The 18472-nt window shown below is 73.2% G+C and carries 15 protein-coding genes; 4 read left to right on the top strand and 11 right to left on the bottom strand.

Annotated features, from left to right (window positions below; translation table 11 throughout):
- Positions 1-301: 301 nt before the first annotated feature.
- The 7 genes from ACH4SL_RS18280 to ACH4SL_RS18250 form a co-directional block, all read right to left on the bottom strand.
- The gene (locus ACH4SL_RS18280; protein WP_398446524.1) at positions 302-1222 is read right to left on the bottom strand and encodes a DUF5936 domain-containing protein; all 921 of its coding nucleotides are present in this window, start codon (positions 1220-1222) and stop codon (positions 302-304) included.
- The gene (locus ACH4SL_RS18275; RefSeq protein ID WP_398446522.1) at positions 1219-2316 is read right to left on the bottom strand and encodes a type II secretion system F family protein; all 1098 of its coding nucleotides are present in this window, start codon (positions 2314-2316) and stop codon (positions 1219-1221) included. The genes ACH4SL_RS18280 and ACH4SL_RS18275 overlap by 4 nt, the downstream gene beginning before the upstream one ends.
- Complete coding sequence (locus tag ACH4SL_RS18270) at positions 2313-3647, bottom strand: CpaF family protein (protein ID WP_398446520.1); 1335 nt, start codon at positions 3645-3647, stop codon at positions 2313-2315. The genes ACH4SL_RS18275 and ACH4SL_RS18270 overlap by 4 nt, the downstream gene beginning before the upstream one ends.
- The gene (locus ACH4SL_RS18265; protein WP_398446518.1) at positions 3644-4060 is read right to left on the bottom strand and encodes a TadE/TadG family type IV pilus assembly protein; all 417 of its coding nucleotides are present in this window, start codon (positions 4058-4060) and stop codon (positions 3644-3646) included. The genes ACH4SL_RS18270 and ACH4SL_RS18265 overlap by 4 nt, the downstream gene beginning before the upstream one ends.
- 230 nt (positions 4061-4290) lie before the next feature.
- Complete coding sequence (locus ACH4SL_RS18260; protein ID WP_398446516.1) at positions 4291-5913, bottom strand: CpaE family protein; 1623 nt, start codon at positions 5911-5913, stop codon at positions 4291-4293.
- On the bottom strand, positions 5910-6641 hold the full coding sequence (gene cpaB / locus ACH4SL_RS18255) for a Flp pilus assembly protein CpaB (RefSeq protein WP_398446514.1): 732 nt from the start codon (positions 6639-6641) through the stop codon (positions 5910-5912). Before cpaB ends, ACH4SL_RS18260 begins: the two co-directional genes overlap by 4 nt.
- A 12-nt stretch (positions 6642-6653) precedes the next feature.
- Entirely contained in the window at positions 6654-7502 is an 849-nt protein-coding gene (locus ACH4SL_RS18250; RefSeq protein WP_398446512.1) for a hypothetical protein, read from the bottom strand.
- 244 nt (positions 7503-7746) lie between these two features.
- Here ACH4SL_RS18250 and ACH4SL_RS18245 point away from each other — a divergent pair, with 244 nt between their 5' ends.
- Positions 7747-9309, top strand: a complete 1563-nt coding sequence (locus ACH4SL_RS18245) for a chitinase (protein ID WP_398446510.1) — start codon at positions 7747-7749, stop codon at positions 9307-9309.
- A gap of 54 nt (positions 9310-9363) precedes the next feature.
- On the opposite strand, the gene ACH4SL_RS18240 is transcribed toward ACH4SL_RS18245, so the two are convergent.
- Genes ACH4SL_RS18240 through ACH4SL_RS18230 form a run of 3 tightly spaced genes read right to left on the bottom strand, consistent with a single transcriptional unit; the run spans position 9364 to position 11704 of the window.
- Positions 9364-9786, bottom strand: coding sequence for a RidA family protein (locus ACH4SL_RS18240; protein WP_398446508.1), 423 nt, complete (start codon positions 9784-9786; stop codon positions 9364-9366).
- Positions 9786-10568: an IclR family transcriptional regulator gene (locus tag ACH4SL_RS18235; protein WP_398446506.1), complete on the bottom strand. Its 783-nt coding sequence runs from the start codon at positions 10566-10568 to the stop codon at positions 9786-9788. Before ACH4SL_RS18235 ends, ACH4SL_RS18240 begins: the two co-directional genes overlap by 1 nt.
- Entirely contained in the window at positions 10565-11704 is a 1140-nt protein-coding gene (locus ACH4SL_RS18230; protein ID WP_398446504.1) for a sugar kinase, read from the bottom strand. The genes ACH4SL_RS18235 and ACH4SL_RS18230 overlap by 4 nt, the downstream gene beginning before the upstream one ends.
- A 31-nt stretch (positions 11705-11735) precedes the next feature.
- Here ACH4SL_RS18230 and ACH4SL_RS18225 point away from each other — a divergent pair, with 31 nt between their 5' ends.
- From ACH4SL_RS18225 to ACH4SL_RS18215, 3 genes are all read left to right on the top strand, one after another.
- Positions 11736-13022, top strand: coding sequence for an alanine racemase (locus ACH4SL_RS18225; protein WP_398446502.1), 1287 nt, complete (start codon positions 11736-11738; stop codon positions 13020-13022).
- A 388-nt stretch (positions 13023-13410) separates the two neighbouring features.
- Entirely contained in the window at positions 13411-15030 is a 1620-nt protein-coding gene (locus ACH4SL_RS18220; RefSeq protein ID WP_398446500.1) for an amidohydrolase family protein, read from the top strand.
- A gap of 21 nt (positions 15031-15051) precedes the next feature.
- Positions 15052-16263 carry a pyridoxal phosphate-dependent aminotransferase gene (locus ACH4SL_RS18215; protein WP_398446498.1) on the top strand — a complete coding sequence of 404 codons (1212 nt, stop codon included), beginning with the start codon at positions 15052-15054 and terminating at the stop codon, positions 16261-16263.
- 167 nt (positions 16264-16430) lie between these two features.
- Here ACH4SL_RS18215 and ACH4SL_RS18210 read toward each other — a convergent pair whose 3' ends face one another.
- On the bottom strand, positions 16431-18281 hold the full coding sequence (locus ACH4SL_RS18210) for a phosphoenolpyruvate carboxykinase (GTP) (RefSeq protein ID WP_398446683.1): 1851 nt from the start codon (positions 18279-18281) through the stop codon (positions 16431-16433).
- Positions 18282-18472: the final 191 nt, after the last annotated feature.

Genomic DNA, 18472 nt, shown 5'->3' with positions numbered 1-18472 from the left:
TTTGTCACCTGGCTGGTGGTACGTGCGGCGGTGGCCGTGGGGTGCCCGTCGGGGTCGGGGGTGGTGGTCACGGTGCACCGCCTCTCGCTGGTGGTCGGTCGTCGTCCGCAGCGGGTCAATCCGGATTGCAGGTGCAAATATGGTTGCGAATGCAAAGGTACACCCGAACCTCGGGCATTCGCAGCCGGTCGTGCGCCAAACGCCCACCGGGTGACCCGGCGGACAAGTGGCACCTACAGCATGCCGGTTGCTCACCGCCCGTCGCAGCATGAACACCGATTCGGCCGCCGCCCGCGCCATCTCACTCACCGCCGCCGCCGAAGATGTCGCCGAAGTGGATCTGCGAGCCGATGAGGGTGCCGGAGATCAGCAGGATCATCGTCGCGGGCACGAGGAGCACGGTGATCACGCCGGTGGCGCGGGGGACCATGCGGGCGGCCCGGCGGCGGGCGTTCTGGGCCTCGGTGCGGCGCATGTCGGTCGCGATCTGGAGCAGGGTGCGGGCGATGGGCGCGCCGAGTTCCTCGCCCTGCTGGAGGGCGGTGACGAACTGGCCGACCTGGTCGCTGCGGTTGCGCTTGCGGAGCTGGTCGAAGGCGTCGCGGCGGCTGACGCCGACGTCCATCTGGCGCAGGGTGATGCGGATCTCGTCGGACCAGGGGCCGTCGTAGACGGCGTTGACGCGTTCCAGCGCCTGGCGGAAGCCGAGGCCCGCGCTGACGACGACGGCGAGGACGTCGAGGAAGTCGGGCAGGGTGCGCTCGATGTCGTCGCGGCGGCGGCGGATGGCGAGCCAGAGGCCGAGGTCGGCCCAGAACCAGCCGTAGGCGAGCAGCAGCAGGGCCAGGAACCAGCTGCCGCGGGTGACGAGCAGCAGGGCGGTGAGGCCGCCGAGGAAGCCGTGGACCGCGCGCCGGGCGGCGTACCGCTCGACGGTCAACCCGTGGGGGTGGCCCGCGTGTTCGATGCGGGCGCGCATCTTCGCGACGCGGGCCGGGCCCATGAGCCGCATCACCAGCGGGGCCCAGCGGATGCCGAGCCGGTCGACGGCGTTGCCGGTGCGGGTGGTGCGGGTGCTGCCGACCTCCAGGGCGAGCGCGAGGTCGTCGGGGAGCTTGGCGTCGGAGCGCAGCAGGCCCACCGCGTGGACGACGCCGACCGCGCAGGCGGCCAGCGCGAGGGCCAGCCCGAGGCCGGCGAGGGTCATGGTGCTGGTGCTCATATGTCGATCCTCGACATCCGGCGGATCAGGGCGAAGCCGACGACGTACAGGCCGAGCGAGATCAGGACGCAGATCCGGCCGATGTTCGAGCCGGTCATGGCACTCAGCGAGCCGGGCATGACGCGGTCGAGCAGGAAGAGCGAGCCGAGGCCGATGACCGGGACGGCGTAGGCGGTGACGGTGACCTGGGACATCTGGGTACGGATCTCGCGCCGGGTCTCCTTGCGCTCCTCCAGGGTGACGGTCAGGTTGCGCAGCGACTCGACGACCGAGCCGCCCGCCCGGCTGGAGAGCACGAGGGTGGAGACCAGGACGACCAACTCGCGGCTCGGCAGCCGTTGTTGCAGTTCGCCGAGCGCGTCCTCGACGGAGTGGCCGAGCGCCATCGCGTCGGCGACCTGCCGCAACTCCTCGCCCGCGGGCGCGTCCAGCTCCTCGGCGGCCATCGACACGGCGGTGCGCAGCGCCAGCCCGGCCTGGGTGGCGTTGGCCAGGACGCGGGCCAGATCCGGGAGTTGGGCGATGAAGCGCTCGGTGCGCACCCGGCGGCGCCAGGCCAGGAAGGAGTACGCGGTCCAGCCCGCGACGAGCGCGGCGATCGGCCCGAAGAACGGCGCGAAGACCACCCACGCCGCGACCCACGCCCCGGCCACGACGCCGATCGACGCGGCCGTGAACTGCCCCGGCGTGAGGTCGGTGCCGGTCGCGGCGAGCTGCCCGGCGAGCCTGCGGCCCCACGCGTAGCGGCGCACCCGGCGGTCGAGGCGCGCGAAGGGCACGGTCGAGCCGCGCGCCTCGCCCGCGGCGCCCAGCTCGGCGGCGAGCCGTTCGACGAGCGCGGCGCGGTCGGCGCGGCCCCCGCGCCACGCGTGCACGCCCCACACGGCGAGCACCAGGGCGAGCAGGGTGACGCCCAGCACCAGCAGCGGGTAGGGGCCCGCGGCGAAGTTGCGCCCGCCCGCGGCGAGTTGCGAGAGGGCGCCGTGCCGCGGAAGGGCGGCCGCGACGTGCGACCGGGCACCGTCCCGTAAAGCGCCGTACGGTTGCGCCGGCCCGGTGGCCGCGGACGCCACGAGGGCCTGGAACGCGCTCATTTGGCCTCCCGGCTGTCAAGTTCGAGTTCGCTCTCGCCCACCCCGAAGGCGGCGGGCACGTGTTCGCCGGCGAGGTAGAGCCGCTCGCTCATCTCCCGGGGCACGGGCCGGTGTTCGTACCAGCCGCGGACGATGCGGTCGACGCCGAGCGGCTCGGCGCGGAAGCGGGTCGCGGAGGTGAGCCGGAAGACGTCCCGGCCGCGCGAGGAGAGCATGGCGATCTCGGCGATGCGGCGCGTGCCGTCGATGTGCCGGTTCAGCTGCACGATGACGTCGACCGCGCTGTTGATCTGGTCGCGCAGCGCCTCGTAGGGGATCTTGACCTCGCTCATCGACGCCAGTGTCTGGAGCCGCAGCACCGCGTCCTCCGCGGAGTTGGCGTGCACGGTGGCCAACGAGCCGTCGTGGCCGGTGGACATGGCCTGCAGCATGTCCAGCGTCTCGCCGCCGCGGACCTCGCCGACGATGATCCGGTCGGGGCGCATGCGCAGGCTGTTGCGCACCAGGTCCCGGATGGTGACGCGGCCTTCGCCCTCGACGTTCGGCGGGCGCGACTCCAGCCGGATCACGTGCTCCTGCTGGAGCTGGAGTTCGGCGGCGTCCTCGACGGTGATGATCCGCTCGCCGTCCGGGATGAGCCCCGAAAGGGCGTTCAGCAGCGTGGTCTTGCCCGAGCCCGTACCGCCGCTCACGATGATGTTGCACTTCGCTCGTACCAGCGAGGAGAGCAGCAGCAGCATGTGCTCGTCGAGCGTGCCGAGCCCGATGAGTTCCTTGAGCGTGTACGCGCGCGGGAAGCGGCGGATGGTGAGCGTGGGCCCGGTCAGCGCGAGCGGCGGGATGATGACGTTGACGCGCTCGCCGGACGGCAGGCGCGCGTCGACCATCGGATTCGACTCGTCCACCCGGCGGTTGACGGTCGACACGATGCGCTCGATGGTCTGGAGCAGCTGCTCGGGGGACGAGAAGCGGGCGGCGACCTGCTCGATGCGGCCGCCGCGCTCGACGTAGATGCGGTCGGGGCCGTTCACCATGATCTCGGTGATCGACGCGTCCTCCAGCAGCGGCTCCAGGATGCCGAGGCCCAGCGCCTCGTCGACGACCCGGCGGATCAGCGCGGCGCGCTCGGCGGTGGACTGCACCGGGCCCTCGCGGCTGATGATGTGCCCGAGCACGCGCTCCAGCCGCGCCCGGCGCTCGGCCGGCGCGAGCGTCGACATCTCGGCGAGGTCGATCTCCTGGAGCAGCTTGGCCCGGTAGACCGCGACGAGATGGCTCTCCTGCGTCTGCGGGGCGGGCTCGTCGGCGGCGAGGCGTGCGCGCAGGCTCATGGGGCGGTGTCCTCCCTCGGCATGGTCGCCGACCGCGACACGGGCCCGAACAGATGCAGCCCGGGCAGCACGGAGGGCACGCTGACCTTCGCGGTGGCGGTGTACGAGTCGCGGGTCGCCCCCCAGTCGATCCGGGCCGTCAGCCAGTCGCTGACGGCCGCAGTCCCGGCGTCGGTCCCGGCCCCCGTCCCCCCCTCCGGCGGCGGCAGCGCGGCGGTACGCGCTGCCGCGCGGGCCGCCGTCCCCGCCTGTTCGCCGCAGTAGGCGACGAGGCCGAGCTGGATCCCCGCGAGGGCGATGAGCAGCAGGAACGGGAGCATCCCGAGGTATTCGAGCGAGGCCACTCCGCGCTCCCCCGCCCGCCGGCCGCGCCCGGCGAGGGTGCGCATGCCGCGCGGGGCGAGGGTGCGCATGCCGCGCCGGGCGAGCGTTTGGGGGCGCGGGGAACTGCGCGCCCAGCGCAGACGGCGCCGCACTCCGCCACCGACCGAAAGGGGCAGTTCGGTCCGTACCGGACCACCGGCCGGTGGTGGGCTGAGCGCGCAGTTCCCCGCGCCCCTGAAGTACCCGGCGCGGCAGGCGCAACCTGGAGCAGGCGCCCCCCGGCGCAGACGCGTGGTTGCCCTCACGGGCCGCGGGGACCTCATCCCGCGGGCCGTTCGCGGGGGATGCGCGCGTGGCCGTGGATCTTCGCCGGGAAGTCGATCGCACCCGGGAAGAGGACGGGGACCTTCAGGGTGACGGTCACCGAGACGGTGCCGTCCTCGGGGGTGGCCTTGACCTGCATGGAGTCGACCCACGCCCCCGGCAGGTCGGACTCGGCAGCCTCCTGCGCCGCGGCCCGCGGGTCCGCGGCGACCGCGGCGGCACGCGCCGCCTCGTCCGCCGCGTTGCCCGCGAGGGTGAAGGTGTAGCCCGCGAGGACCGCCTGCCACACCAGGATGAGGGTGACGAGGATGATCGGCGTCATCCCGAGCGTCTCCAGAGTCACCTGGCCCCGGTCGCCCCGATCGCCCGGCTCCCCCTTCCCCGAGGCGGCGTCACGCCGTTCGCGGCGGGACTTCTTGCCCCGCGGAGCGGGCAGCACCGCGCCGGTGACGACGCCGATCTCGCCGGCCAGCGACCAGATGCCGGCCTTGACGGTGGAGCGGGCGTCGAGGTCGTGGAGGCGGCCCGCGTCGATGACGGGCTGGAGTTCGCGGAAGGCGGCGGGGATCACGGACGCGGCGATGCGGGTGCCGGTGATGCGGGCGACGAGGGTGGGCTGGATCTCGGTGGCGCGGGTGTGCCGGTTGACGACGGCGACCGTGTCCTGGGGCTTGCGGATCTGCAGCCGGTCCCACAGCCGCACCATGCGCTTGGCGGCGCGGACGGCGACGACGTCGGGGGTGGTGACGAGCACCGCGGTGTCGGCGACCTCGACGGCGACCGCGTTCGCGCTGGTGATCTGGGTGCCGCAGTCGACGACGACGACCTCGTAGCGCTGCCGCAGCGCGGTGAGGACGAGGCGGGCGGCGCGGTCGGTGACCTCCTCGCCGCGCTCGCCGTCGGCGGGGGCGAGGAGCAGCGCGAGGCCCGACTCGTGGACGTACATGGCGTCCTGGAGGACGCGCGAGGAGACGTCGGTGATGCCGGCGAGGTCGGCGACGGAGCGGCGGAACTGCACGTCGAGGTAGGAGGCGACGTCGCCGCCCTGGAGGTCGAGGTCGACCAGCGCGGTGGAGTGGCCGGAGGCGAGCGCGGCGAGGGCGACGTGGACGGCGGTGACGGTCGTGCCGACGCCGCCCTTGGCGCCCGCGACGGCCACCACCGTGCCGCCCGCGACGGCGGGCAGCGCGGCGCCGCGCTGCGGGCCGAGATGCCGCCGTACGCCGCCGGCCCAGGTCGCGGCGGCCTCCACGCGGGCGCCCAACTCGTCGTAGGCGAGGGGGAGTCCGACGACACCGCGGGCTCCGGAGTTCATCGCGGCGGCGAGCGCGGCGGGGCCGGTGTCGGGGGTGAGCAGGACGACGCCGACCGCGGGGAAGCGCAGCGCGATGTCGCGGACCAGGTCCAGGGCGGGCATCGGGCCGATCGTCTCGTGGACGATGACGACCTCGGGCAGCTCGTCGAGGCCCGCCTCGGCGGCGCGCGCGAGCAGGTCGAGCAGCGAGCCGGAGTCGGGCAGCGCGGGGGCCGGTTCGGCGCCCGGGAGCTGGGCGAGCAGGCCGAGCAGGGCGCGGGCGGCGTCCTGGTCGGAGGTACCGGCGACGATGCGGATGGTCACGGGCGGGCACCTCCCCCGCCACCGGCGGTGTCACCGGCCAGGGTGTAGTTGCGGGAGTCGGCGGGCGGGGCGGCGGTGTCGCCGGGCGCGACCAGGGCGAGCCGGACGTGTTCGGCGAACGACTCGGCGTAGGCGACGCGTTGGGCGTCCTCGGCGTCGAGGGCGAAGGTGATGGGGACGCCCTCGGTGGACTGCCGCTGCGATTCGGCGTCCTTGTCGAAGGCCTTGATCTCGCCGACGTCGACGACCTGGGCGCCGGCGACGATGATGCGCGAGACGTCGGGCGCGGTGTCGGTCTTGCCGGCGAAGGTGGCGAAGATGTTGACCCGCGCGCCCGGGGTGATCTTGCCGGCGACGCCCGTCTCGGCGTCGATCATGATGGCGATCTCCATCTGGCCGGGCTCGAGTTGGGGCCGCGGCGCGACCATGTCGGTCTGCAGCAGCGAGCCCTTGGCGAGCGCGACCGCGGCGATCTTGCCGTTGACCTGCGCGAGGTCGCGGACCGCGGTGTCCGGCAGCCAGCGCGAGGGCACCTGGACCTGGCGCACGTCGGAGGCGTCGAGCTGCTGGTAGGCGGGTACGTCGGCGGTCAGTTCGTACGCGGTGACCTTCGAACCGACCTCGGAGCGCGCGTCGTTGACCACCGTGAGCACTCCGGCGAAGGCGGCGACCGCGCAGACGGCGGAGACCACCAGCAGGACGACGCCACGGCGCTGACGTGAGTTCATGTGCGGTCGCACCTATCGCTTGTGGGGTTCGAGTTGGGGGCGGCGCGGGGTTTCCACGGCCCGCCCGCGCGGGTCCGCGGCGTGCTTGGCCGGGCCGTGCCGGTCGCCCAGCCGGGTGGCGCAGAACAGGCACTGGTCGCCGATGACTTCGAGCCCGCACCAGGTGCAGGTGTCGCGCCGCACGGAGGTGACGAGCTGGTAGAGCATGCCGACGTCGGCGATGTAGGCGGTGAACTCGACGAGCTTGCCGGTGCCCCACCAGCGGGCGGAGTCCGGCGGCAGGGGCACCTCGCGGACGTGCTGCGCGCGCCATGCCGAGGCCAGCGGCCCGGTGATCCAGCCGGGGTCGAGGCCCTTGCCGGCGAGCGCGAGCTGCGTCATGTAGCCGGGCCCTGGCGGTACGGCGGCCGGGTCGGCCTCGCCGACGTACGGCTCGGGGTGCGCGAGTACGGCGAAGTGCCGCCCGGGGACGAGGGACTTGACGTGGCTGCCGACGCCGACCGGCACCCGGTCGAGCTTGGCGACGGAGCCGAGCAGCGCGCCGGAGTGCAGGTAGTACGACAGCAGCCGGGCGGCGCCGGCCAGCACGCCGGGCCCGAGGTCGGTGCCGGTGAGCTGGCGCAGCTGCTCGCTCAGCAGGACGCGGGCCAGCGGCGGCAGGGCGAGCGGCACGATGGCCAGCCGGTCGGCCTCCAGGGCGGAGCGGACGGTGTGCAGCCGGCGGCGGGCGGCGTCGTCGGCCTCGGCGGGCGCGAGCGCGACGACGTGGCCGTGGGCGTCGAGCGCGGCGGCGACGTGGGCGATGTGCTGCTCCAGCGGCAGCGCGAGGTCGTCGGACGTGACCGTGATGACACTCGGCATCCGGAACCTCCCCCTTTCCGCCTGAACAGCCTGCTCGGCCTGGCGTTTTACGGTCGTCAGCTTATCGATGGGTAGCGAGTTGGGTGCGCAAAGTTGCGGATCGGGCAGGCGAACTGCGGCTGTCGGCAAGAGGTCTTGACAACCCAATTGGTCTGGACCAACTTTCTCCCTTACCGGGACCACCCCGGGTTCTCTCCCTTCGCACTCCCACTACCCCCCAACTCCTTGCCCCCAGGAGGCAGTCGTGGAACGTGCATCGCACGCGAACAACGCGGGCCGTGCCCTTCGCAGAACGTCCGCCAGGCAGCGCACCGTCGCCGTGCTGAGCGCGGCGACCGTGGTCGGCGCGGCCGCGGCCTTCGCCGTCAACGGCAGCGCCAGCGCCGCGACCACCAACCTGGTCGCCAACTCCGGCTTCGAGAGCGGCCTTTCCGGCTGGACGTGCACCGCGGGCTCCGGCGCGGCCGTCAGCAGCCCGGTGCACGCCGGGGCCGGCGCCCTCAAGGGCACCCCGGCCGGGTCCGACAACGCGCAGTGCTCGCAGACGGTGAGCGTCCAGCCCAACTCCGCGTACACGCTCAGCGCGTACGTCCAGGGCAGCTACGTCTACATCGGCGCGACCGGCACCGGCGGCACCGACCCGTCCACCTGGACCCCGGGCGCGTCCTCCTACCAGCAGCTCAGCACCACCTTCACCACCGGCGCCAACACCAAGTCGGTGACGGTCTACGTACACGGCTGGTACGGCCAACCCGCCTACTACGCCGACGACTTCAGCCTCACCGGCCCGGCCGGCGCCACCACCCCGCCGACCACACCGCCGACCACCGCGCCGACGACCCCGCCCACGACGCCCCCGACCACTCCCCCGACGACCCCGCCCACCACCCCGCCGACGACGCCGCCCACCACGCCTCCGGCCGGCAATCTGCCCAAGCACCTGGTGACCGGCTACTGGCAGAACTTCAACAACGGCGCGACCGTCCAGACCATCGCGCAGGTGCAGAGCCAGTACGACATCATCGCCGTGGCCTTCGCCGACGCGACCGGCACGCCCGGCGCGGTGTCCTTCACCCTCGACCCGTCGCTCGGCTACAGCGCGGCGCAGTTCAAGGCCGACATCGCCGCCAAGCAGGCCGCGGGCAAGAAGGTCATCGTCTCGGTCGGCGGCCAGAACGGCACGATCTCCGTGCGGGACTCGGCCTCGGCGACCAACTTCGCCAACAGCGTGTACTCGCTGATGCAGACGTACGGCTTCAACGGCGTCGACATCGACCTGGAGAACGGCATCGACTCCACCTACATGCCGCAGGCGCTGCGCGCGCTGAGCGCCAAGGCGGGCTCGGGCCTGATCATCACGATGGCGCCGCAGACGATCGACATGCTCTCGGCGGGCAGTGACTACCTGGCCACCGCGCTGAAGATCAAGGACATCCTGACGATCGTCAACACGCAGTACTACAACAGCGGTTCGATGAACGGCTGCGACGGCGGCGTGTACAGCCAGGGCTCGGTGGACTTCATCACCACCCTCGCCTGCACCGCGATCCAGGCGGGCCTTTCCCCGTCGCAGGTCGGCGTCGGCACCCCGGCGTCCACCAGCGCGGCGAGCTCGGGCTACGTGAGCCCGAGCGTCGTCAACAACGCGCTCGACTGCCTCGCGAAGGGCACGGGCTGCGGCACGTTCAAGCCGTCCACCACGTGGCCGGCCATCGGCGGCGCGATGACCTGGTCCACGAACTGGGACGCTTCCGCTGGGAACACCTGGTCCAACGGCGTCGGGCCGCACGTCCACGCACTGCCGTAGTCCGGGAGACCTGAGGGGCGCGTGGGGGTACTCCCACGCGCCCCTGCAGATCGCTCAGCCCAGCACGGCCAGTGCGTCGATCTCGACCAGCAGGCCCGCCGGGAGGCCGACGTAGACCGTCGTACGGGCGGCGGGCGGTTCGGACAGGGCGGCGAAGTAGCCGTCGTACAGGGCGTTGAACTCGGCGAAGTGGGCCGTGTCCGTCAGGTAGACCCGGACCATGACCGCGTCCTCCCAGGAGGCGCCGCCCGCCTCCAGGACGGCCTGGACGTTGGCGAGGGTCTGGAGGACCTGGGCGCGCAGGTCGGGGCCCGCCGGGGTCGGCGGGCGGCCCTCCTGCGCGGGCAGGAAGCCGACCTGGCCCGCGACCTGGAGGATGTTGCCCTTGCGCACGCCGTGCGAGAACCGCGCCGGCGGGACGGTGTGCGTCGGCGGCGTGATCGCCGTCTTCACGTGGGGCTCGGGCACTTCGCTCATCAGGTGGCGCCTTTCAGGGGTGCGGTGGGTGGTGGGGACGGCGTGACGCCGGACAGCTCCGCCCCGACGGCCTCGGCGGTGCGCAGGATCAGCGGCCGCAGCCGCAGCAACTCCTCCGCGCCGACCACGACGTTGGGCGCGGAGACGGACATGGCCGCGCACACCCGCCCGTCCGGCCCGCGGACGGGGGCGCCGACGCAGTTGATGGACTCCTCGTGGCCGCCCAGGTCGCTCGCCCAGCCCTGCTCGCGCACCCGGGCCAGCTCGGCGAGGAAGGCACCGGCGTCCGGGGTCGAACGCGGCGTGTAGCGCGGGTAGTCGAGGTGTTCCGCGATGTCCCGGCGCTCGGGCTCGGGCAGGTCGGCGAGCAGCAGTTTGGCGACGGCGGCGACGGTGATGGCGACCGGCCGCCCGATGCGCGAGTACATCCGCACCGGGTAGCGGCTCTCGACCTTGTCGATGTAGACGACCTCGCCCTGCTCGTAGACGGCGAGGTGCACGGTGTGGCCGGTCTGCGCGTTGAGGGCGGCCAGGTGCGGATGGGCGATGCCGCGGATGTCGAGGGATTCGACGGCCTGCTGGGCGAGCGCGAAGAGCCGGGCGCCGAGCCGGTAGCGCTGGTCCTGCTGGCGGTAGACCATGCCGTGCTCGTGCAGCGTGCGCAGCAGCCGCAGCGCGGTGGACTTGTGCACGTCGAGCCGGGTGGCGACCTGCTCCAGGCTCGCCGGTCCCTCGGCGAGCAGCGGCAGGATGGTCAGCGCCCGGTCGACGGTCTGGCTCACCGCGCCACCTCCTCCAGCAGGTCGTCGGCCCGGTCCGTCCAGCCGGGGCCGAGTCGCAGTCTGCCCCATGCGCTGTCGTCGAGGGCGGCGAGGGCGTCCACCTGCTCGCGCGACGGCGGTACGGCCAGGTCGCCGGGCACGGTGAGGGCCGCGGCGGCGAGCAGGTGGCCGTGCCGCAGCCGGTCGCGCAGCGGCAGCCCGCGCAGCGTCGCCGACAGGAAGCCGGCGGCGAAGGCGTCACCCGCGCCGACGTGCGCGACGACGTCCACGACCGGGGCGGGTACGTGCACGCGCGTCCCGCCGCTGAAGGCCGTGGCGCCGCCCGCGCCCTGCTTGACCACGACGGTCGCCGGTTCCGGCAGCGCGGCCCGTACCGCGTCGGCGTCCGGCAGGCCCCACGCGGCCTGCGCCTCGTCCTCGCCGACGAACACCAGGTCGCACCCCCTGGCCAGTTCGGCGAGCAGCCACGGGTCGGCGCCGTGCCACAGCGCGGGGCGGTGGTTGACGTCGAAGGAGACCAGCGGGCGGCCCGGTTCGCGGTGCGTGAGCCGCCGCATCAGCGCCCGGCAGGTGGCCGACAGGGCGCAGGTGATGCCGGTCAGGTGCAGGACGCGCCCGGCCCACACGTCGCGCCGCTGCACCAGCGCGGGCGACAGCGCGGAGGCCGCCGAGCCCTTGCGGTAGTAGACGACCTCGGCGCGCCCGGGGGCGGCGTCCAGCGTCGTGGCGCGCTCGCCCGCCGTGCGGAAGTAGATGCCCGTGGGCCGGTGCGGATCGCGCTGCACCGCGCCGACGTCCACCCCCGCGCCCGCGATCGTCTCGACGAGATGGTCGCCGAAGCCGTCGCTGCCGACCCGGCTGACCCACCGCGCGCTGTGCCCGGCGCGGGCCAGCGTGCAGGCGACGTTGGACTCCGCGCCGCCGATGGTGCGCGCGAAGGACGCGACGTCCGCGAGCGGCCCGCCGCTGCTGGGCACGAAGGTGACCATGGACTCGCCCAGGCATACGACGTCGAGACTCGGCGTCACGCTCACGTTCACTTCCCCTGGGTCCGGGTACGGATCTGCCGCCGTTGACCAGGCGCAGGACCGGATGTTAGACAGCTCGAAACACGATACGCAATGGCCGTTGCACATGACGCAACGCCGTGCGGGGTACGGAGGGTGCATGGACGCCGCTGCCGCAACAGTCGCCGAACGGGTCGCCGCGCTGCGCGACGAGCGGATCGACCACCGCTTCAAGGGGCTGCCGCCCGACGCGGACGGGCTCACCGTCGGCGAACTCACCGACCAGCGGCGCACCCTCACCGACGGCGGCTTCAGCACCCCCCTGCTGGTCCTGTCCGCCGAGGCCCTCGACCACAACCTCGCCGCCCTCGAACGCTGGACGACCGACCACGGCCTCGCCTTCGCCCCGCACGGCAAGACGTCCATGGCCCCCCGCCTCTTCGCCCGCCAGCTCGACCACGGCGCCTGGGGCATCACTGTGGCCGTGCCCCACCAGCTGCGCGTGGCCCGCGCGTTCGGCATCCCCCGGGTCTTCCTCGCCAACGAACTGGTCGACCCCGCGGCCCTCCGCCACCTCGCCGCCGAACTCGACGCCGACCCCGGCTTCACCTTCGTCTGTTACGTCGACTCCCCCCACGGCGTGGCCCTCATGAACACCGCCCTCGCCGCCGCGGGCGCCCGCCGCCCCGTCGACGTCGTCGTCGAACTCGGCGCGGGCGACGGCGCGCGCACCGGCGTCCGCACCGAGGCGGAGGCCGCCGCCGTCGCCTCGGCCGCAGCCGCCGCCCCCCACCTGCGGCTCGTCGGCGTCGCCGGCTACGAGGGCGAGGTCCCCTCCCCCGACCCCGACCGCGTCCGCGCGTGGCTGCGCCGCCTCACCGCCCTCGCCGCCGCCCTCGACGCCGCCGGGGCCTTCGCCGACGCCGAGCGCATCATCGTCAGCGCGGGGGGCTCCGCCTGGTTCGACGCGGTCGCCGAGGTCTTCGCCGACCTCCCCGCCTTCTCCCGGCCCGCCCTCCCGCTGCTCCGCTCCGGGGCGTACGTCACCCACGACGACCAGCACTACGCCCGCATCACCCCCTTCACCCGGGTGCCCGGCCACCTCGAACCCGCCTTCCGCCTCTGGGCGCAGGTCGTCTCCCGCCCCTCCCCCACGCAGGCCTTCCTCAACGCGGGCAAGCGCGACGCGCCCTACGACCTCGGCCTCCCCACCCCCCTGACCGTCCGCTCCCCCTCGGGGCTCCGCCCCGCCCCCTCCTCCCTCCGCGTCACCGGCATCTCCGACCAGCACCTCTGGCTCGACGTCCCCCCCTCCGACCCCCTCCAGGTCGGCGACCTCGTGAGCCTCGGGCTCTCCCACCCCTGCACGACCTTCGACAAGTGGCCCCTCATCCCCGTCGCCACGACGGACGGCACGGTCACGGAATACGTCCGTACGTTTTTCTAGGGCCTCATCCCTCGGGGGCCCGCGCCTGACGGCGCGGGGTTTGCCCACCCGCACCACCCGTGCAGGTAAGACGTCGTCTGACGGTCCCCCTGTGGGGCTCAACCACCGTCGGCGGCGAGCCCGCCGTACAACCCGGAGGGGGACGGTGCGGGGTGCCCCCGCAGGAATGCGCTTCCCCGTACCTCACCAACACCGAAAGAGGGCAAACGCGCATTCCGAGGAGGTGCCCCGTGCCGGCACCCGACCCCACCGCCGGGCCGCCGCGAAGGGGCGCGGGGAACGGCGCGAGCAACCACCCACCGGCGCAAGGTCGCACAGCGAACCGCACCGCGCAGGACGGAGCGGCCCCCCGCCCAGCCCAGCGCAAGCGCACCGTATGGTCTGGACCATGGACCTGCTCGTACGCGGAGCGCGCCTCATCGACGGCACCGGCACACGCGCCGCCCGCACCGCCGACGTCGGCATCACCGAAGGCCGTATCGAAGCCATCCGCCCCCCGGGCGCCAGGAGCGCGAAGCTCTCCGCCAGGAGAACCCTCGACGCGAGCGGCCTCGCCCTCGCCCCCGGCTTCATCGACATGCACGCCCACAGCGACCTCGCCCTCCTCACCGACCCGGCCCACGAGGCGAAAGCGGCGCAAGGCGTCACCCTCGAAGTCCTCGGCCAGGACGGCCTGTCGTACGCGCCCGCCGACGACCGCACCCTCGACACGCTGCGCACCCTCATCGCGGGGTGGAACGGCGACGGCTCGGACGTGACGTTCGACTGGCGTACGGTCGGCGGATACCTCGACCGTCTGGACGCGGGCGTCGCCGTCAACGCCGCCTATCTCGTCCCGCAGGGCACCGTGCGGATGATGGCGGTCGGCTGGGAGGACCGTCCGGCCACGTCCGGCGAGCTGGAAGAAATGAAGCGCCTGGTGGCGGAGGGAATGGAACAGGGCGCCGTCGGCATGTCGGCGGGCCTGACGTACACCCCGGGGATGTACGCGCGGGACGCCGAGCTGGCCGAGCTGTGCCGGGTGGTCGCCGCCCACGGCGGCTACTTCTGCCCGCACCACCGCTCCTACGGCGCGGGCGCCCTGCGCGCGTACGAGGAGATGCTCGCCCTCGCCCGGGAGACGCGCTGTCCCCTGCACCTGGCGCACGCGACGATGAACTTCGGCGAGAACGCCGGCCGCGCGGCCGACCTGCTGGCCCTGCTGGACGCGGCGGCCGCGGACGGCGCCGACGTGACGCTGGACACCTACCCCTACACCGCGGGCTGCACGACGCTCGCCGCGCTGCTGCCGAGCTGGGCGGCGGTCGGCGGCCCGGACGCCACGCTCGCCCGGCTGCGCGACGAGCCGACCGCGGAGCGGATCCGGCACGCCCTGGAGGTCGACGGCTCCGACGGCTGCCACGGGGTGCCGGTCGACTGGTCGACGGTCGAGGTGTCCGGCACCGCCGACCCCGCGCTCGCGTACCGCGTCGGGACCCGGCTGGACGGCTGGCCCGCGGCCCGCGCGCTGCTGCTGGCCGACCGGCTGGGGACGACGATCCTGCAGCACGTCGGCGACGAGCGGAACGTCCGCACCGTGATGCGCCACCCCGCCCACACCGGCGGCTCGGACGGCATCCTGCACGGCGCGAAGCCGCACCCGCGCGCGTACGGCACCTTCCCGCACTACCTCGGCCACTACGTGCGCGAGCTGGGCGTGCTGGGGCTGGAAGAGTGTGTGGCCCACCTCACCGGCCGCCCGGCGGCGCGGCTGCGGCTCCCGGACCGCGGCCTGGTCCGCGAGGGCTACCGCGCCGACCTGGTGCTCTTCGACCCGGAGACGGTCGCGGCGGGCGCCACGTACGACCACCCGCGCCAGCCGCCGACCGGCATCCCGTACGTCCTGATCGACGGCCGCTTCGTGATCGAGGACGGCCGCCGCACGGACGTCCTCGCAGGCCGTTCGGTGCGCGGCACGGGCCGTCCGGGGGTCGCCCGGGTGGCGAAAAACACCGCGCGGCCCGCGTAACACCGCCGTAAGGTGACCGGCATGCAGGTGATCCAGTCGACGAAGCTCGCAAATGTCTGTTACGAGATCCGGGGCCCGGTTCTTGAGGAGGCGATGCGGCTTGAGGCTGCCGGTCACCGCATCCTCAAGCTGAACACGGGCAACCCGGCCCCCTTCGGTTTCGAGTGTCCCCCCGAGATCCTGGAGGACATGCTCCGGTCGCTGAAGGACGCGCACGGCTACGGGGACGCCAAGGGGCTGCTGAGCGCGCGCCGCGCGGTGATGCAGCACTACCAGACCAAGGGCATCCCGCTCGACGTCGAGGACGTCTACCTCGGCAACGGCGCGTCCGAGCTGATCCAGATGTCGATGCAGGCGCTGCTCGACGACGGCGACGAGGTGCTGGTCCCGGCGCCGGACTACCCGCTGTGGACGGCCTCGGTCTCACTCGCGGGCGGCACCGCCGTCCACTACCGCTGCGACGAGCAGGCCGACTGGATGCCGGACCTCGCCGACATCGAGCGCAAGGTGACCGACCGCACCAAGGCGATCGTCATCATCAACCCGAACAACCCGACCGGCGCGGTCTACGACGACGAGCTGCTGCGCGGCCTCACCGACATCGCGCGCCGGCACCGGCTGGTGGTCTGCTCCGACGAGATCTACGACAAGATCCTCTACGACGACGCCACCCACACCCCGACCGCCGCGATCGCCCCCGACCTGCTGACGCTCACCTTCAACGGCCTGTCCAAGGCCTACCGGGTGGCGGGCTACCGCAGCGGCTGGCTCGCGGTGTGCGGGCCGAAGTCGCACGCCGCAAGCTACATCGAGGGCCTGACGATCCTGGCGAACATGCGGCTGTGCGCGAACATGCCCGCGCAGCACGCGATCGCGACCGCGCTCGGCGGCCACCAGTCGATCAACTCCCTCGTCCTCCCCGGCGGCCGGCTGCTCGCGCAGCGCGACGCGACGTACGAGGCCCTGACCGCGATCCCCGGCGTGACGTGCGTCAAGCCGAAGGGCGCGCTCTACGCCTTCCCGCGCCTGGACCCGCAGGTCTACAAGATCAAGGACGACCGCCAGATGGTCCTGGACCTGCTGCGCGCCGAGAAGATCATGATCGTCCACGGCACGGGCTTCAACTGGATGGAGCCCGACCACTTCCGCATCGTCACCCTCCCCCGCGCGGAGGACCTGACCGAGGCAATTGGCCGTATCGGCCGGTTCCTGGACGGCTACTCGCAGCCTTAAGCGCTGCCACGCGGGGTGAGCGTTTTTAGGGGCGCGGGGAACTGCGCGCTCAGCCCCCACCGGGGCGCGGGTCGTCACCGACCCGAAGGGGCAGTACGGTCCGATCCGGACCACCGGCCGGTGGGTGGTTGCTCGCGCAGTTCCCCGCGCCCCTGATTGCTCGGGCCCTACGCCAGGCGCGCGACCAGCGCGTCGTACTCCGCCCAGAGCTCGGGCGGCGTACGGGTGCCGAACGTCTCCAGGTGCTCGGGGATCAGCGCGGCCTCCTCCCGCCAGGTGGCGGGGTCCACCGAGAGCAGCAGCTCCAGGTCCGCGGGCGACAGGCCGAGCCCCTCGACGTCGAGGGATCCGGGCGCGGGGAGGACGCCGATGGGGGTGCGGACCCCCTCCGCCGTACCGTCCAGCCGCTCCACGACCCACTTCAGCACGCGCGCGTTCTCGCCGAAGCCGGGCCACACGAAGCGGCCGGCCGCGTCCTTGCGGAACCAGTTCACGTAGTAGATCCTCGGCAGCTTCGCCGGGTCGTGGGCGCGGCCCACCTCCAGCCAGTGCGCGAAGTAGTCGCCCATGTTGTAGCCGCAGAAGGGCAGCATCGCGAACGGGTCGCGGCGCAGTTCGCCGACCTTGCCCTCGGCCGCGGCGGTCTTCTCGCTGGCGATGTTCGCGCCGAGGAAGACGCCGTGCTGCCAGTCGAAGGACTCCGTCACGAGCGGCACCGCGCTGGCGCGGCGGCCGCCGAAGAGGATCGCGGAGATCGGGACGCCGCGCGGGTCCTCCCACTCGGGCGCGATGATCGGGCACTGGCCCGCCGGGACGGTGAAGCGCGCGTTGGGGTGCGCGGCGGGCGTGCCGGACTCCGGCGTCCAGTCCTGGCCCTTCCAGTCGGTGAGGTGGGCGGGGGGCTCCTCCGTCATGCCCTCCCACCACACGTCGCCGTCGTCGGTGCGGGCCACGTTGGTGAAGACGGTGTTGGCGTACATCGTCTTCATGGCGTTGGCGTTGGTGTGCTCGCCGGTGCCGGGGGCGACGCCGAAGAAGCCGGCCTCGGGGTTGATCGCGTAGAGCCGGCCGTCGTCGCCGAAGCGCATCCACGCGATGTCGTCGCCGATCGTCTCGACCGACCAGCCGGAGACGGTGGGCTCCAGCATCGCCAGGTTGGTCTTGCCGCACGCGGACGGAAAGGCCGCGGCGACGTAGCGGGCCTCGCCGCGCGGCGGGGTGAGCTTGAGGATGAGCATGTGCTCGGCGAGCCAGCCCTCGTCCCGGGCCATGACCGAGGCGATGCGCAGCGCGTAGCACTTCTTGCCGAGCAGCGCGTTGCCGCCGTAGCCGGAGCCGTACGACCAGATCTCGCGGTCCTCGGGGAAGTGCGAGATGTACTTGGTGGTGTTGCAGGGCCAGGGCACGTCGGCCTGCCCGGGGGCGAGCGGGGCGCCGACGGAGTGGACGGCCTTGACGAAGGCGCCGTCGCTGCCGAGCTGCTCCAGGACGGCGCTGCCCATGCGCGTCATGGTGCGCATCGAGACGGCGACGTACGCGGAGTCGGTGATCTCGACGCCCATCGCGGACAGCGGTGAGCCGAGCGGGCCCATGCAGAAGGGCACGACGTACATCGTCCGGCCGCGCATCGCGCCGCGGAAGAGTCCCCCGGTGGCCCCGTCCCCGGTGAAGACCTCGCGCATCTCGGCGGGGTCCTTCCAGTGGTTGGTGGGGCCCGCGTCCTGCTCCCGCCGCGAGCAGATGAACGTACGGTCCTCGACGCGGGCGACGTCCGAGGGGTCGGACGCCGCGTGGTACGAGTCCGGCCGCAGGGTCGGGTCGAGCCGGGTGAAGGTGCCCTTGGCGACGAGTTCCGCCGCGAGCAGGTCGTACTCGGCCTGCGAGCCGTCGCACCAGACGACGTCGTCGGGCTGGGTGAGCTCGGCGATGTCGCCGACCCAGCGGATCAGTTCCTGATGGTTGGTGGGAGTCGCACTGTCACGGTTGCCGCGCGCCACGATCGCTCCGTCCCGCCGGATCCGCACAGACCGGCGTGAGAGGTGAGGGTGTTGGTTCGGCCCCATGGGGGCTGCGGCCCGGACGCGTGCGTACCCGCCCCTGCACGGGGTCGCGGGCGCTCATCCGGTGCCGACCGCACTCATATGAGTGTGATCCCGCTCAGTCGAGTCTGTCCAGGGCGCCGGAGGTGAGGCACACCACCCGGTGACGG

Origin of the sequence: Streptomyces sp. NPDC021020, assembly GCF_044333285.1 — a bacterium.
Taxonomy (GTDB): Bacteria; Actinomycetota; Actinomycetes; order Streptomycetales; family Streptomycetaceae; genus Actinacidiphila.
This window is presented reverse-complemented; position numbering and strand designations above follow the sequence as displayed.